Consider the following 14,059-nt stretch of genomic DNA (forward strand, 5'->3'; position numbering starts at 1 on the left):
CGAAAGGACCCCGCCATGACCAACCCGTTCGAGAACCCCGACGGCACCTACTACGTCCTCGTCAACGACGAGGGCCAGCACAGCCTCTGGCCCGAGTTCGTGGACGTCCCGCCCGGCTGGACGGCCACCCACGGCCCGGCCGCCCGCCAGGAGTGCCTGGACCACATCGAGACCCACTGGACGGACATGCGCCCGAAAAGCCTCGTCAACGGCTCCTGAGACGCAGGGGACAAGAAGGCGGACAAGAAGGAGGAGGAGGCCGACCCGACACCGGGCCGTCCCCCTCCTCCCTCACCTCCGGTTCAGGACGCCGGCTGCTCCACCTTCGTGCCGGGCTTGCCGTCCACCGCCGCCGCGAGCTGCGGTACCAGACGGTCGAGGACGTACGGGATGCTCAGCACGGTCGACAGCGACACCGCGTTGCCGTAGTCGCTGGACTCCTTGACGAAGACCTCGCGCCCCTGCTTCACCACGTTCAGATCGGCGTAGACCTTGTCGCTGTGCAGCTTGGTGACCGCCTTCGTGGTGTCGGGCACTATCCACACGTCGACGTCCTGGTCGAGCAGGTCGAAGCGTTCCTTGCTGATGTTGGCGCCGAACTTGTCCCCGATCACCTTGTCGAGGTCCTTCGGCAGGGCGAACCCGAGATTGGACAGCAGCCGGGAGCGCGGGTCCTGGCTGCCGAAGACGAACGTGCCGTCGTACGGGGTCGCGATCAGACCCGAGGCGCCTGCGAAGGCCGGGTTGGCCTCCTTGGCCTCGGTGAACTTCTCCTCGACGTCCGACACCAGCTTCTTCGCGTCGGTCTCCTTGCCGAGCGCCTTGCCGATCTCCTCCGTCTGCTGCTGCCACGGCACGCCGTAGTCGTTGAACTCCTTCGGCTGCGCCACGACCGGCGCGAACTTCGACAGGTTGTCGTACTGGGACTTGGTCAGCCCCGAGTAGACGGCGAGGATCAGATCGGGCTTGAGCGAGGCGATCTTCTCGACCTGCGGCCCGGTACCGGTGTCCTTGAGCACGGTCGGCGTGTCCGCGCCGCCCGCCTTGTCCTCGGCCCACGGGCCGATCGCGCCCTTGTAGCCGCCCAGCCACTCCGTCGTCCCCACGGGCACCTTGCCCAGGGCGAGGACCGCGTCCTGGTCGGTGAGGCCGACGGTGACGATCCGCTTGGGCTCGGACTTCACCGTCGTGGAGCCGTACTTGTGGTCGAGCGTCACGGGAAAGGCGCCCTCGGCGGCGGACGAGCCGGAGCCACCGGACGAGGAAGCTCCGGAGTCGGAATCGGGGTCGGAGGAGCCGCAGCCGACCGCCGCCGCGGAGAGCAGCGATACGGAGGCGAGCAGGCCGGTCAGCCGGGAGGCTCGGGTGGCGCGGGGCATCGGGTGATCCTTCTGTTCGTGGCGTCGGGCGGAGGGTGGGTCGAGAGGGTGTTTCAGGGGGGTGGGTGTCCGGCAAGGGCCCGGGGGAGAGAGGGGATCAGTGGGGTTCGTCGGGGGAGCGGCTGCCGGACCAGGTGTGCCACAGGGACGCGTACGCGCCGTCGGCGGCGAGGAGTTCGGCGTGCGTGCCGGTCTCCACGATCCGGCCGTCGCTCAGTACGACCACCCGGTCGGCCGCGGCGGCCTGGCTGAGCCGGTGCGCCACGACCAGCGCCGTACGGCCCCGCAGCGCGCGCTCGGCGGCCTCGTCCAGGAGGCGTGCGCCCGAACTGCCCGCCTCTGCGGTGGCCTCGTCCAGCACGGCGACCGGCGGGTCGGCCAACAGGAGCCGGGCGAGGGCGACTTGCTGGGCGCGGTCCGCGGTGAGCCGGTGTCCGCCGTCGCCGACGACCGTGTCCAGGCCCTCCGGCAGGGCATCGGCCCAGCCGAGAGCGCCCACGGTGTCCAGCGCCTCGCGCAGCTCCTCGACGCTCGCGTCCGGGCGGGCGAGCCGCAGGTCTTCGGCGAGCGGTCCGGCGAAGACGTGCACCTCCTGGGTGACGAGCCCCACCAGCCGGCCCGACTCGTCCGGCGCGGTGCCGCCGATGTCGACGGTGCCCGTCACCGGGTGGTGCAGCCCGGCGACCAGCTTGGCCAGGGTCGTCTTGCCCGCACCGCTCGTACCGACCAGCGCGACCCGCTCCTTGGGCCGCACCTCCAGGTCGATGTCGTGCAGGACCGGACGGCCCGGCACATACGCGTGCGAGACCCCGGTCAGCGTCACGGACAGGGCGGCGCCCCCAGGGGCCGTACGGTCGTCCTCGCGCCCGGAGGCCGCGGGCGCCGGCTCGTCCACCACCCCGACGAGGCGCGCCAGTGCGGCCGTCGCCGACTGGGCGTCGTCCAGCAGCACCAGCGCGGTGTTGACCGGTCCGAAGAGGCTGTGGAAGTAGAGGGCGGCGGCCGTCGCCGTACCGACCGAGGCGGAGCCGGACCGCACCAGCAGGAAACCGGTGACCAGGACGGCGGTCAGCCCCGCGAACTCGGCGATGTGCAGCCGGCTGTAGAAGCGCAGCACCAGCCGCACCCCGCTCATCGTCAGCTCCACCGCCGCCCGCGACCGCTCGGTGACCCGCCGGGTGTGGCCGTCCTGGAGCCGGTACGCGCGTACGGTCCGCGCCCCGCCGATGCTGTCCAGCAACTGCTGCTGCTGGGCCCCGGTCGCGATCCGCTCCTTCGCGTACAGCGGGACGGCGTGGCGCACGTACCAGCGGGCGGTGTGCGCCTGTACGGGCACGGCGACCAGCGCGGCCAGCAGGAACCGCCAGTCGAGGAGGGCGAGGGCGCCCAGGGTGAGCACGATCGACAGCCCGGAGCGGGCCAGCTCGGGCAGGGCGCCGCGCACTGCTTCGGCGACCCGCGACACGTCCCGGGTGACCCGGGCGTTGAGATCGCCGGAGCCCGCGCTCTCCAGCCGCTCAAGCGGCAGCGACAGGGCGCGCTCCACGAAGAGTTCCCGCAGCCGGGCGAGCGCGGTCTCGCCGAGCCGGGACACCAGGAACATGCCCAGCGCGGTCGTGGCGCCCTGCACCACCGCGACCCCGGCCAGCGCGACCACGGGCAGCGTGAGCGCCCCGGCCGGGCGCTTCTCGGTGACCACGTCGACGATGTGGCCGAGCAGGGGTTGGGTGCACAGCCCGACGGCGGTGGCCAGCGCCACCATGCCGAACCCGGCGACGGCCAACCCCCGGTGCGGACGCAGCAGTTCGCGGACGGCGGCCCGGGTGCGGGCGGGCGTGGCCGTGGGCAGCAGGGTGCGGTCGGGAGCCGCTGGTCCGGTCTGTGTCGTCATGCGAGCACCGCCGTCCGGTAGGCCGCGTCGGCCCGCACCAGCTCCGCGTGCGTGCCCTCGGCCCCGACCCGGCCCGCGTCGAGGAGCACCACCCGGTCGACCACGGCGAGCAGTGCCGGGCTGTTGGTCACCACGACCGTGGTGCGCCCCCGCCGGACCTCGCGGAGCCCTTCCGCGATACGGGCCTCGGTCACCGCGTCCACTGCCGTCGTCGGGTCGTGCACGACCAGGACGGCCGGATCGGCGCGCAACGCCCTTGCCAGCAGGGCCCGTTGACGCTGCCCGCCGGACAGGGACCGGCCGCCCTCGCCGACCTCGGTGGCGGTGCCGTCGGGCAGGGAGCGTGCGACCTCGTCGGCGCGTGCGGCGGCCATGGCCCGCGCGGTCCGTGGATCCGGGCCGCCCCGCTCCGTTCCGTGCTCCGGGTCGACGTTCGCGGCCAGGGAGCCCTCGAACAGCGCCGCGTCGTGGGCGGCGACCAGCACCGCCGCCCGCAGCTCCGCCGGATCGAGCCGGGTCAGCGGCACCCCGTCCAGTTCGACCGAGCCCGCCTCCGGGTCCGCCTCACGGCCCAGACAGCGCAGCAGCGCGTCGGCGCAGGCCGGATCGGTCACGGCGACCCCGGTGAGCAGCCCGGCCGGTACGTCCAGGTCGACGCCGTCCAGTCCGCCGAGCCGCACCCCGCGCAGCCGCAGCCCGCCGCGCACCGGTTCCGGCACCGGCTCGGACCCGCCCACGACGGCGGGCGCGGCGGCGAGCACCTCCGCGACCCGGGCGGCAGACGCGCGGCCCTGGGCCAGCTCGGCGTTCACCCAGGCGAACATCTCCAACGGCCCGAGCAGGAACAGCGCGAGCCCCACCGCGGACACCAACTGGCCCAGCGTGAGCGAGCCGTCGAGGGCCAGACGGCCACCCACCAGGGCGACCAGTGCGATGAACCCGCCGGTCAGGGCCAGCACCAGACCCGTCTGCCACGACTCCGCGCGCGCCGCGCGCAAGGTGGCCGCGAGCGAGACACGGCTGGTACGCCGGTACCGCTCGACGGCGGCCTGCCGGGCACCCAGACCCTTCAGCACCCGCAACCCCGCCACCAGGTCGGCGGCGACCCCGGACGCGTGGGCGGCCCGGTCCTGCTCGGCCTCGCTGCGCTGCTCCAGCGGCTTGCTCAGCAGATGCCCGAGCCAGAGCAGCAGCGGGGTGCCGAGCAGCACGATCAGGCCGAGCGGTACGGAGATCAGCAGCAGCGCCACGGCGCTCGCGGTGACACCGGCGACGGCCCAGACACCGTTCAGCAGCGCCATGTTGACCGCGCCGACCCGTTTGGCGTCCTCGGTGGCCACGTTCGCCAGCTCGCCCGGCAGCCGTCCCTCCTCGGCGCCGCCGCGCGCGTCGAGCACCCGGTGCACCAGGGCCAGGCGGAGGGTGTGCGCCGCTTCCTCGGCGCCGCGCTCACCGGCCCGCGCACCCAGCCGGAAGCTCCACGACAGACCCACGTACAGCACGGCCAGGACGGCCAGCCAGAGCACGAGACGCCCGGTGTCCTGCCCGGCCACGGCCTGGTCGATGACGACACCGATCAGCACCGGCACCAGGGCTTCCCCCAGTTGGTGCCCGCACCCGAGCGCCGCACCGAGTCCGAGGTGCCGTGCCTGTCCCCTGATCGAACGGGTCAGGACAGCCCGCCTCGACCATTCCCCTGGTCCCACCCCGCCACCCTCCGGAAGCCGGTCAACTTAGGGTAGGCTACTCTAAGTAAATGCGGGGGCGTCAATGGTCCGGCCGAGTGGCCCGGCTGAAGGGCCTCACGGCGAGTGGGTCGACTCGACCCGGAACAGCCGTGGTTGGACGTCGGTCGCGAGGGCGGAAGCCTCGTCCATGTGTACACGGGCCTCGGGGTCGGCGAGCATCGCGCGAAAGTGCTCCACGGACTCCCACTGGGCGTAGTTGACGACTCGCTCGCCGTCCAGGGAGGCATGGAAGCTGGCACGGACGAAGCCCGGCTGATGCTTCATCGTCTCTTCGGTGGCGCGAGCGAGCAGGGCGATCAGTTCGCCCTGACGGTCGGGGGAGACGGTGAACACGTTGATGAGCGTGGCCACCGGGCGGCTGGGATCGATCGTCACGGTAACAGTCATGCGCGTATCTCTCCCCTTACGGCGGTGGGGGCGCGGGTGCGGTACGGGATTCCGCCGAGACGTGTGGCCCGGCATTCCGCCGAACGGCCGCGCCCACCGAACGGCCCTTTCCGCGGGTGGTGCCCGGTCACGCCCGGTCTTGGCCATGTACGCGCCAGGCGGTACCGTCGACGCGATATCGACGACGGCAGGACGGAAGCCGGTGAGAATCCGGAACGGTCGCGCCACTGTGTGCCACCCCTTGTGCGAGTCGTACGCGCTGTATGAGTTGGACGCGTCGTACGAGGGAGGGCGAGTCAGACCCGTAGCCGTCGTCCAGTGCACCACCGAGATGGGACGCGAACTCCCAGAGGAGGCCCCGCCATGGCGCAGCATGTCGCCCCGCCGGCCGTCACCACCCCCGCTCTGCCCGCCAAGCTGCCGATCGGCGCGATCGTCCCGTGGGCGGTGTTCTTCGGGATCCTGATGCTGGTCCTGCTGTACTTCGTCGGCGCCGAGCAGGGTGCCACCGCCGTGGTCTCCGGTGAGGACGTCCACGAGTGGGTGCACGACGCCCGCCACCTCCTCGGCTTCCCCTGCCACTGACGCAAGGGACACCGGGACCCACATGAACTCCGCAACGGTAAGAAATCTCCTCGTACGCGGCATGCTCGCCGGTCTCGCCGCCGGTGTGCTCGCCCTGGTCGTCGCCTACTTCCTCGGGGAACCGATGGTCGACAGGGCGATCGGCTTCGAGGAGGCCCACGCCTCCGGGCACGAGCACGAGGTCGAACTCGTCTCGCGCTCCCTCCAGTCCACCGCCGGTCTGGCCACCGGCGTCCTGATCTACGGGATCGCCTTCGGCGGTATCGCCGCCCTCGCCTACTGCTTCGCGCTCGGCCGCGTCGGCCGCTTCGGCGCCCGCGCCACCGCCCTGCTCCTGTCCGGGTGCGCGCTCCTTGCCGTGTACGTCGTGCCGTTCCTGAAGTATCCGGCCAACCCGCCCGCCGTCGGCAACGGCGACACCATCGGCAAACGCACCACCCTGTACCTCCTGATGATGCTCCTCGGCATCCTCCTCGCGGTCGCCGCGACCCTCCTGGGCAAACGCCTCGCACCGAGGCTGGGCACCTGGTACGCCACGGTCGCCGCCCTGGCCGCCTTCGCGGTCGCGATCGGACTCGCGTACGCGTTCCTGCCCGTCGTCAACGAGGTGCCCGCGGACTTCCCGGCCACCGTGCTGTGGCGGTTCCGGGTGTCCGCGCTGGCCATGCAGATCACCCTGTGGGGCGGATTCGGCCTGGTCTTCGGAGAGTTGGCCGAGCGGCTGCTCCACCCGAGGCCTGCGAGGGTCACCCCGGGCGAGCCGGCCACCGCACCCAACTGACAACTGACCTCTCCCGATACCCGGCAGGGGAAGCCGGGCAGGGGAACCCGGGGAGGGAGCCCGAAGCCCCCTCCCCGGTCGGCCGGGGCCGGGATCAGTTCGCGGGGAGTTCCCCGCGGACCGTGCGGGCGGCGGTGACCAGGTTCTCCAGGGAGGCGCGGGTCTCGGGCCAGCCGCGGGTCTTCAGGCCGCAGTCGGGGTTGACCCACAGCCGTTCGGCGGGAATGGCCTTCAGCCCGATACGGAGCAGTTCGGCGGCCTCCTGCGCGCTCGGCACCCGCGGGGAGTGGATGTCGTACACGCCGGGGCCCGCCTCCCGCGGATAGCCGTGGGCGGCGAGTTCGCGCGCGACCTGCATGTGAGAGCGGGCGGCCTCCAGGCTGATGACGTCGGCGTCGAGGTCGTCGATGGCCTGGACGATGTCCCCGAACTCGGCGTAGCACATGTGCGTATGGATCTGCGTGGCCGGACGCACCCCGCTCGTGCTGAGCCGGAACGCCTCGGTGGCCCACGCCAGATAGGCCGGGCGGTCGGCGGTGCGCAGGGGAAGCGTCTCGCGCAGCGCGGGTTCGTCGACCTGGATCACCGAACTCCCCGCCGCCTCCAAGTCGTTCACCTCGTCGCGCAGCGCGAGGGCGACCTGCCGTGCGGTGTCGCCGAGCGGCTGGTCGTCGCGGACGAAGGACCAGGCGAGCATCGTGACCGGGCCGGTGAGCATGCCCTTGACCGGGCGGTCGGTCAGGGACTGGGCATACGTCGTCCAGCGCACCGTCATCGGCTCGGGCCGCGAGATGTCGCCCGCGAGGATCGGCGGGCGGACATAGCGGGTGCCGTAGGACTGCACCCAGCCGTGCTGCGTGGCCAGGTACCCCGTCAACTGCTCGGCGAAGTACTGCACCATGTCGTTGCGTTCGGCCTCGCCGTGCACTAGGACGTCCAGACCGGTCTTCTCCTGGAAGGAGATCACCTCCTGGATCTCCGCCCTGATGCGCTCCTCGTAGCCCGCGGCGCCGATGCGCCCGGCCCGCAGATCGGCGCGCGCGGCGCGCAGGTCGGCGGTCTGTGGGAAGGAACCGATGCTGGTGGTCGGCAGCAGCGGCAGCCCCAGGTGGGCCCGTTGCGCCGCGGCCCGCTCCCCGTACGGCTCGGACCGGCGGGCGTCGGCCTGCGTGACGGCGGCTGCGCGGGCCCGTACGGCCGGGTCGTGCGTGATCGGCGAGCCCGCGCGGGACGCCAGGTCGGCGCGGTTCGCGGCGAGTTCGGCGGCGATCGTGTCGGTGCCCTGGGCCAGGCCCTTGGCGAGGGAGACGACCTCGGCCGACTTCTGGCGGGCGAAGGCGAGCCAGCGCAGGATCTGCGGCTCGATGTCCCGCTCCGGCGCGGAGTCGAGCGGCACGTGCAGCAGGGAGCAGGAGGCCGACACATCGACCCGGTCGGCGAGGCCGAGGAGGGTGCCGAGCGTGGCCAGGGACTTCTCCAGGTCGTTCACCCAGATGTTGCGGCCGTCGACCACCCCCGCCACCAGCCGCTTGCCGGGCAGCCCGCCCACGGCGGCCAGGGCGTCCAGATTGGCGGCGGCGGACCCGGTGAAGTCCAGGGCGAGACCGTCCACCGGAGCCTTGGCGAGGACCGGGAGCGCGTCGCCGAGCCGGTCGAAGTAGGAGGCGACAAGGAGCTTCGGGCGGTCGGTGAGGGCGCCGAGGTCGCGGTAGGCGCGGGCGGCGGCGTTCAGTTCGGCCGGGGTGCGGTCCTGGACGAGGGCGGGCTCGTCGAACTGGACCCAGGCGGCGCCGGCGGCGCGCAGGTCGGCGACGACCTCCGCGTACACGGGAAGCAGCCGGTCGAGGAGGGTCAGCGGGTCGAAGTCCGCCGCCACACCCGGGGCGGGCTTCGCGAGCAGGAGGTAGGTGACGGGGCCGACGAGCACCGGGCGGGGGTCGAGCCCGAGCGCGAGGGCTTCCTTCAGCTCCGCGACCTGCTTGGTCGAGTCGGCGGTGAACACCGTGCCGGGGCCCAACTCGGGCACCAGATAGTGGTAGTTCGTGTCGAACCACTTCGTCATCTCCAGCGGCGCCACGTCCTGGGTGCCCCGCGCCATGGCGAAGTAGCCGTCCAGGGCGTCCGCGTCGACGGCGGCACGGTGCCGGGCGGGGATCGCACCGACCATGACGGTGGTGTCGAGCACATGGTCGTAGTACGAGAAGTCACCGGTCGGCACCTCGTGGACGCCGGTCCCGGCCAGCTCCTGCCAATTGGCGCGGCGCAGTCCGGCGACCGTGGCGCGCAGGGCGTCGGCGGTGACCCGGCCCTTCCAGTAGCCCTCGATCGCCTTCTTCAACTCCCGGCCCTGGCCTTGGCGGGGGTAGCCGTACACGGTGGCCCGTGCTGCCGCGGCTGCGGTCCTGCTGGTCACGGAGATCTCCTTCGCGAGATGAATCCCTGAGATCCCGGCGACGGGACGCGAGCGCGAAGGGGTGACGGACCGGACGGAGAAACGACCTCACGCGGCACAGCGCGGTCGTCCGTCCGATATGTACGCCGACCCGCCCACGAGGTCACCGGGATGTCCGCGCACGATCGGGTCGTACGCGGGCGGCTGGCAGGTCTTCGGACTCGCGGGCGCGTCCAGCCGTACGGACTCCGTACGGGACACCTACTGGCCGTCGCTTCCCAGACCCTGTTCACCGGGCCCAGTGCGTATGACGGCGGTCGTTCCCACTCACCGCTGCGGGGCAGTCCCGGATTCCCACCGGGTTCCCTCTTGCGACGCCTCCCGCCTGGCGGACGGGGCGAACCAACTGCACCGACCAGCCTACGGCGTCCCACACGGCAGCACAGGGACAGGTCCATCATCCGGATGGTGAGCTGGAACACCCGGGACCGGGGCGGGCGCGCGGGGCTCAGCTGTCCGGCAGGCCCGCCGCCGCGATCCGCAGGGCGCGCCGCATGACCTGCTGCATGCCGGCCACGACCCTTTCCGTCGACTCCTCCGCCCGCGGGGCCTGCCAGGCCCAGTCCTCCACGGCGACCCGCAGCGCCGCATTGATCACCGCGGCCTGGACGCGCGGTTCCATGGCGGCGGGGTCGTGCCCGCCGCGCTCGGCGAGCGCCCGGGTGAAGAGCGCCTCGGCGTCGTGGTGCGCCTGGAGCCAGACCGCGCGCAGGGCCGGCTCGTCGCGGGTGAGACGGACGATCTCCCGCATCCCGGCCAGCTTCCCGGCGTCGGTGTCGAACCAGTCGTCCGAGGGCTCGGCCGGGATCAGCGGCGCACCCGGCTGCCAGGCGCGCAGCCGGGCCGCCATCGCCTCCATGCCGACGGTCAGCAGCGGCCGTACGCACTCCTCCTTGCTGGCGAAGTACCGCCACAGGGTGCGTACCGACATGCCGACCGCCTGTGCGATCTCCTCCGCCGACGTGGCGGCGACGCCCTGGGTGCCGAACAGCCGTACCGCCTCGTTCGCCACCTCAAGGCGGGTCTGCTGCCGGCGCCGCTCGCTCAGCGGTGGACGCCCTGTCCGGGCGGCCGTCGACTCACTGGCCGGCACGGGCGTCCCCTTTCTCTTCTCCCACGCGGGGCCCCTTCCGGGTCCGTTCCGCAAGGGCGACTCTAGCATTTTCGGCACGGTGCGACTTATGGTCACGGAGTGACAGGAAGTCGAGACAAGGAGCGCGACACCATGAGTGACGACACATCAGCGGCAACCACCACCACGTCCGACCGTGCCCACGGCCGCAGCGTCCTGGTCACCGGGGCCGGTTCCGGCGCGGGCATCGGGCGGGCGGCGGCCCTGCTCTTCGCCGCGCAGGGCGACCGGGTGGTGGTGGCGGACATCGACGAGGCGGGCGCGGACAGGACGGTCGCCGAGATCGAGGCGGCCGGCGGCACCGCCCTGGCCGTGGCCGGCGACCTCAGCGACCAGTCGGTGGTGGACCGGTTGGTCGCCTCCGCGGTGGACGCCTTCGGCGGGATCGACGTCCTGGTCAACAACGCGGCGGTCATGGACCGGATGTCGGCGCTGGGGGAGACCGACGACACGGAGTGGGAGCGGGTCGTCCGGATCAATCTGACGGCGCCCTTCCTCCTCACCCGCGCCGCCCTCCCGCATCTCCTGGCCCGGGGGAACGGCGTGATCGTGAACACCGCGTCCGCCGCCTCGCTGCGCGGCGGCGCGGCCGGTGCCGCCTACACCGCCTCCAAGCACGGGGTGGCCGGGCTGACCAAGTCGCTCGCCGTGATGTACCGGGACAAGGGGCTGCGCGCCAACGCGATAGCCCCGGGCGGCACCGCCACCGGCATCCAGGTCGACCCCGTCCCCGGGGCCACGGGTCCGGGCGTACTCGCCGCCTACATGGCGAACGTCGGCCGTGTCGCGGAGGCCGAGGAACAGGCGGCCGTCATCGTCTTCCTGGCGTCGGCGGCGGCGAGCAACATCAACGGCGCGATCCTGCCGGTGGACAACGGCTGGTCGGCGGTCTGACGCACGCCGTCAACTCACCTGGAACAGAAGGCGGTTGCCGTACGGGGCCCAGCCACTGGGGAACTCAGCCGTTGAGGAACTCCGCGCACCGGTACGGGCCCTGCGCGGCGCCCTCGGTCGGGCGGATGGTGACCTCGACGTCGTCCGCCCTGGCCGTCGGGTCGAGTACGGACTGGGCGCGGGCCAGACTGCACACCAGTTGGCCCGTGGCCTGGCCGCGGCCCGGCATCGGGTCCGGGCCCTCGAAGCGCACCGTGACGCGCGTCCCGGTTCCCGTCACCGAGTAGCCGCCGAGAGACACGAGCGAGGTGAGGCCGTCGCGCTGCTCGGCGGGCGGCGGCTCCTGGGCGAGCAGCTTCACCACCTCGTTGAGGTCCCTGATGTCCTCGTCGAGGAGGGGTACCCCGCGCAGCCCGCTGTCCGAGGCGTAGTACAGCCGCATCCCGCGCGTCACGCCCGACGCGGGCTCGCCCGCTCCCACCACCCCGGTCGGCTGGACACCGCAGCCCACCAGACCGAGCCCCAGCGCGGCGACCACCACCCCCTGCCCGAGCCCGACCCGTACCCTCACTCCGCGTCCTCCCCGTCGTGCCGCAGGGGCAGCCGCAGCGTGAACACCGCGCCGCGCCCTTCCTGTCCGTCCGCCACCTCGATCGTGCCGCCGTGCAGCCGCGCGTTCTCCAGCGCGATCGCCGTGCCCAGGCCGCTGCCCTGACCACTGTCGTCGGCCGTGCCCCGCGTGCGGGCCGCGTCCGCCTTGTAGAACCGGTCGAAGACCCGCTCCCGGGCCCCCGGCGGCAGCCCCGGACCGTGATCCGCGATCTCCAGCGTCACCCACTCCCCGTCCACCGCGAGGACCGTCCCGAGGGTCACGGTCACCGGCGGGGCGCCGTGCCGCAGCGCGTTGCCCACCAGATTCGCCACGATCACATCGACGCGCCGCCGGTCCACCACCGCCCGTACGCCCTCGGGAAGGTGCGCCTCCACCCGGTCCGTCCAGCCGCGCAGCGCGAGGGATGCCCGTACCGTGTCGGCGAGGTCGGTCCCGGCCGCGTTCAGCCGTACCGCACCCGCGTCGAAGCGGGAGATCTCCATCAGATCCTCGACCAGCCGCGACAGCCGCGCCGTCTCCGCGCCGACGGTACGGGCGGCCCGCGCCGCGTCCGGCGGCAGCTGATCGGCGTCCTCCTCCAGGACGGTCGCCACCATCGTCATCGCCGTGAGCGGCGTCCGCAGTTCGTGCGACACGTCCGCGACGAAGCGGCGCGCCTTCGCCTCCTGCTCGCGCAGCTCCGCGTCCGAGGCCTGGAGCGCGTCGGCGGTCTCGTTGAACGTCCTTGCCAGCCGGGCGAGTTCGTCGTGACCGGTGACGGCGACCCGGCTGCCGAGGTCGCCCGCCGCCAGCTCCCGGGTCGCCCGGCCCAGCTTCCGTACCGGCCGCAGGACCGTGCCCGCGGCCAGCAGCGCCAGGACGGCGGCCAGCAGCACCACCGGCAGGATGCCCGCGCGTACGGAGTCCAGGAGGGCGGCGGTGTCGTCGCGTTCGGCCCGCAGATCGGTGATCGCGAAGACCTCAAGGCCGGAGAGGCCGCGGTCCCCGTCGGCGTACGTCACGGGCATGCCGACCGTGAGATAGGGCTCGCCCCGCCACATCACCCTTTGGAACCGGGCCCCGCCCCCGCCGCGCACGGCGGCCCGCAGCTCGGGGGTGATCCGGCTCCCCGTGTCGGCGAGCGAGTCGGAGACCCCGACGAGATCGTGGTGGCGGGCGACGACGATACGGGCACCGATACCGTCCGAGACCTTCACGGCGAACCGGGTCAGCGATCGCTGGTCGGGCGGCAGGTCGACGTCTCCGGCGACCGAGGTGACCCGTTCACGGAGGTCGTCCACGGCGGCGTTCTGGGCGCGCTGGAGGACGGCGGTACGGGCATCGCGGTAGGCGAGGGCGGTCGCGGTCACCGCGCTGACGAGGGCGACGAGGACGAAGGTGGTGACGAGCCGGGTGCGCAGCCCGCCGACGAGCCACCGGGAGCGGTTCACAGCGGTCCGAAGCGGTAGCCGAAGCCGCGCACCGTCTGGACATACCGGGGCTTCGCCGGTATGTCCTCCAGCTTGGCCCGCAGTCGTCCCACGGCCGCGTCCACCAGCCGGGAGTCGCTGAGGAACGTGTGGTCCCAGACGGATTCCAGGAGCTGTTCGCGGCTGAAGACGCGGCCGGGCGACGCCGACAGCTCAAGGAGCAGCCGCAGCTCGGTGGGCGGCAGCGCGATCGGGACGCCGTGCTTGGTGACGGTCAGCCCGGCGCGGTCGATCACCAGCCCGGCGAAGTCGGCGTCCGGGCCCCGGCGCGCCGCGGGTTCCGCGCGGCGCAGCGCGGCTCGGATGCGGGCCTCCAGGACGGGCGCGGTGACCGGTTTCACCACATAGTCGTCGGCGCCCGCCTCCAGCCCCTTCACGATGTCCTCGTCGTCGCCGCGCGCGGTCAGCATGATGACCGGCAGGACGGTGGTCCTGGCGCGGATGCGGCGGCACACCTCGAAGCCGTCCATGCCGGGCAGCATCAGGTCCAGGACGGCCAGTTCGATCCTCCCGCCGCCCGGACCGGCCAGCACGGCGAGCGCTTCCTCGCCGGTGGCCGCGGTGGCGACGCCGTACCCGTGCCGGCGCAGCACCAGCTCCATCCCGTCCCGTACGGACGCGTCGTCCTCGATCAGAAGTACATGCGGCATGCCGTCGATTATGGGCACCACGATCGCCGCCCGGTGCCCCGGGAGGGGGCGGAAGCACAGGTCGGGGGCATTGTTACG

Annotated in this window: 13 protein-coding genes and 2 riboswitches; of the genes, 4 read left to right on the forward strand and 9 right to left on the reverse strand. The window is 72.8% G+C overall.

All coding sequences use genetic code 11. The features are described from left to right. Positions 1-15: 15 nt before the first annotated feature. Positions 16-219: an MbtH family protein gene (locus ACIQNU_RS08515; protein WP_401362774.1), complete on the forward strand. Its 204-nt coding sequence runs from the start codon at positions 16-18 to the stop codon at positions 217-219. 83 nt (positions 220-302) lie between these two features. Here the strand turns inward: ACIQNU_RS08515 and ACIQNU_RS08520 are convergent, their stop codons facing one another. The 4 genes from ACIQNU_RS08520 to ACIQNU_RS08535 all read right to left on the reverse strand — a co-directional run bounded on the left by ACIQNU_RS08520 (position 303) and on the right by ACIQNU_RS08535 (position 5,405). Further along, positions 303-1,379 carry an iron-siderophore ABC transporter substrate-binding protein gene (locus ACIQNU_RS08520; protein ID WP_401362777.1) on the reverse strand — a complete coding sequence of 359 codons (1,077 nt, stop codon included), beginning with the start codon at positions 1,377-1,379 and terminating at the stop codon, positions 303-305. Between the two features lie 97 nt (positions 1,380-1,476). Beyond that, complete coding sequence (locus ACIQNU_RS08525) at positions 1,477-3,270, reverse strand: ABC transporter ATP-binding protein (protein ID WP_401362780.1); 1,794 nt, start codon at positions 3,268-3,270, stop codon at positions 1,477-1,479. After that, positions 3,267-4,976, reverse strand: coding sequence for an ABC transporter ATP-binding protein (locus ACIQNU_RS08530; protein WP_401362783.1), 1,710 nt, complete (start codon positions 4,974-4,976; stop codon positions 3,267-3,269). The genes ACIQNU_RS08525 and ACIQNU_RS08530 overlap by 4 nt, the downstream gene beginning before the upstream one ends. Positions 4,977-5,072: 96 nt before the next feature. Continuing rightward, a complete protein-coding gene (locus ACIQNU_RS08535) occupies positions 5,073-5,405 on the reverse strand; it encodes an antibiotic biosynthesis monooxygenase family protein (RefSeq protein ID WP_401362786.1) in 333 nt (110 codons plus the stop codon). A gap of 142 nt (positions 5,406-5,547) precedes the next feature. Next, positions 5,548-5,733, forward strand: a riboswitch (cobalamin riboswitch). Positions 5,734-5,768: 35 nt separating this feature from the next. Here ACIQNU_RS08535 and ACIQNU_RS08540 point away from each other — a divergent pair. Then, on the forward strand, positions 5,769-5,990 hold the full coding sequence (locus tag ACIQNU_RS08540) for a CbtB-domain containing protein (RefSeq protein ID WP_389887354.1): 222 nt from the start codon (positions 5,769-5,771) through the stop codon (positions 5,988-5,990). Between the two features lie 22 nt (positions 5,991-6,012). Next, positions 6,013-6,771 carry a CbtA family protein gene (locus tag ACIQNU_RS08545; RefSeq protein ID WP_401362788.1) on the forward strand — a complete coding sequence of 253 codons (759 nt, stop codon included), beginning with the start codon at positions 6,013-6,015 and terminating at the stop codon, positions 6,769-6,771. A 94-nt stretch (positions 6,772-6,865) separates the two neighbouring features. Here ACIQNU_RS08545 and metE read toward each other — a convergent pair whose 3' ends face one another. Both metE and ACIQNU_RS08555 read right to left on the reverse strand, forming a co-directional pair. After that, positions 6,866-9,184 carry a 5-methyltetrahydropteroyltriglutamate--homocysteine S-methyltransferase gene (gene metE, locus ACIQNU_RS08550; protein ID WP_401362791.1) on the reverse strand — a complete coding sequence of 773 codons (2,319 nt, stop codon included), beginning with the start codon at positions 9,182-9,184 and terminating at the stop codon, positions 6,866-6,868. Between the two features lie 167 nt (positions 9,185-9,351). Further along, positions 9,352-9,585: riboswitch (cobalamin riboswitch) on the reverse strand. 86 nt (positions 9,586-9,671) lie between these two features. Continuing rightward, on the reverse strand, positions 9,672-10,316 hold the full coding sequence (locus tag ACIQNU_RS08555; RefSeq protein ID WP_401362793.1) for a TetR/AcrR family transcriptional regulator: 645 nt from the start codon (positions 10,314-10,316) through the stop codon (positions 9,672-9,674). A 132-nt stretch (positions 10,317-10,448) separates the two neighbouring features. On the opposite strand from ACIQNU_RS08555, the gene ACIQNU_RS08560 reads away from it, so the two are divergent. Further along, a complete protein-coding gene (locus tag ACIQNU_RS08560; protein ID WP_401362796.1) occupies positions 10,449-11,249 on the forward strand; it encodes an SDR family NAD(P)-dependent oxidoreductase in 801 nt (266 codons plus the stop codon). Positions 11,250-11,313: 64 nt separating this feature from the next. Here the strand turns inward: ACIQNU_RS08560 and ACIQNU_RS08565 are convergent, their stop codons facing one another. The 3 genes from ACIQNU_RS08565 to ACIQNU_RS08575 are packed head-to-tail and all read right to left on the reverse strand — an operon-like array spanning position 11,314 to position 13,981. Continuing rightward, complete coding sequence (locus ACIQNU_RS08565) at positions 11,314-11,820, reverse strand: hypothetical protein (protein WP_401362799.1); 507 nt, start codon at positions 11,818-11,820, stop codon at positions 11,314-11,316. Beyond that, positions 11,817-13,292 carry an ATP-binding protein gene (locus ACIQNU_RS08570; RefSeq protein WP_401362802.1) on the reverse strand — a complete coding sequence of 492 codons (1,476 nt, stop codon included), beginning with the start codon at positions 13,290-13,292 and terminating at the stop codon, positions 11,817-11,819. The genes ACIQNU_RS08565 and ACIQNU_RS08570 overlap by 4 nt, the downstream gene beginning before the upstream one ends. Continuing rightward, positions 13,289-13,981 carry a response regulator gene (locus ACIQNU_RS08575; protein ID WP_401362805.1) on the reverse strand — a complete coding sequence of 231 codons (693 nt, stop codon included), beginning with the start codon at positions 13,979-13,981 and terminating at the stop codon, positions 13,289-13,291. Before ACIQNU_RS08575 ends, ACIQNU_RS08570 begins: the two co-directional genes overlap by 4 nt. Positions 13,982-14,059 lie beyond the last annotated feature (78 nt).

The organism is Streptomyces sp. NPDC091292, from assembly GCF_044757265.1.
Lineage (GTDB): Bacteria > Actinomycetota > Actinomycetes > Streptomycetales > Streptomycetaceae > Streptomyces.

Excerpts from the sequence above, each read along its gene's own strand:
- ACIQNU_RS08515 (WP_401362774.1), top strand. The coding sequence starts at position 16 with ATGACCAACCCGTTCGAGAACCCCGACGGCACCTACTACGTCCTCGTC.
- ACIQNU_RS08520 (WP_401362777.1), bottom strand. The coding sequence starts at position 1,379 with ATGCCCCGCGCCACCCGAGCCTCCCGGCTGACCGGCCTGCTCGCCTCC.
- ACIQNU_RS08525 (WP_401362780.1), bottom strand. The coding sequence starts at position 3,270 with ATGACGACACAGACCGGACCAGCGGCTCCCGACCGCACCCTGCTGCCC.
- ACIQNU_RS08535 (WP_401362786.1), bottom strand. The coding sequence starts at position 5,405 with ATGACTGTTACCGTGACGATCGATCCCAGCCGCCCGGTGGCCACGCTC.
- ACIQNU_RS08540 (WP_389887354.1), top strand. The coding sequence starts at position 5,769 with ATGGCGCAGCATGTCGCCCCGCCGGCCGTCACCACCCCCGCTCTGCCC.
- ACIQNU_RS08545 (WP_401362788.1), top strand. The coding sequence starts at position 6,013 with ATGAACTCCGCAACGGTAAGAAATCTCCTCGTACGCGGCATGCTCGCC.
- ACIQNU_RS08560 (WP_401362796.1), top strand. The coding sequence starts at position 10,449 with ATGAGTGACGACACATCAGCGGCAACCACCACCACGTCCGACCGTGCC.
- ACIQNU_RS08575 (WP_401362805.1), bottom strand. The coding sequence starts at position 13,981 with ATGCCGCATGTACTTCTGATCGAGGACGACGCGTCCGTACGGGACGGG.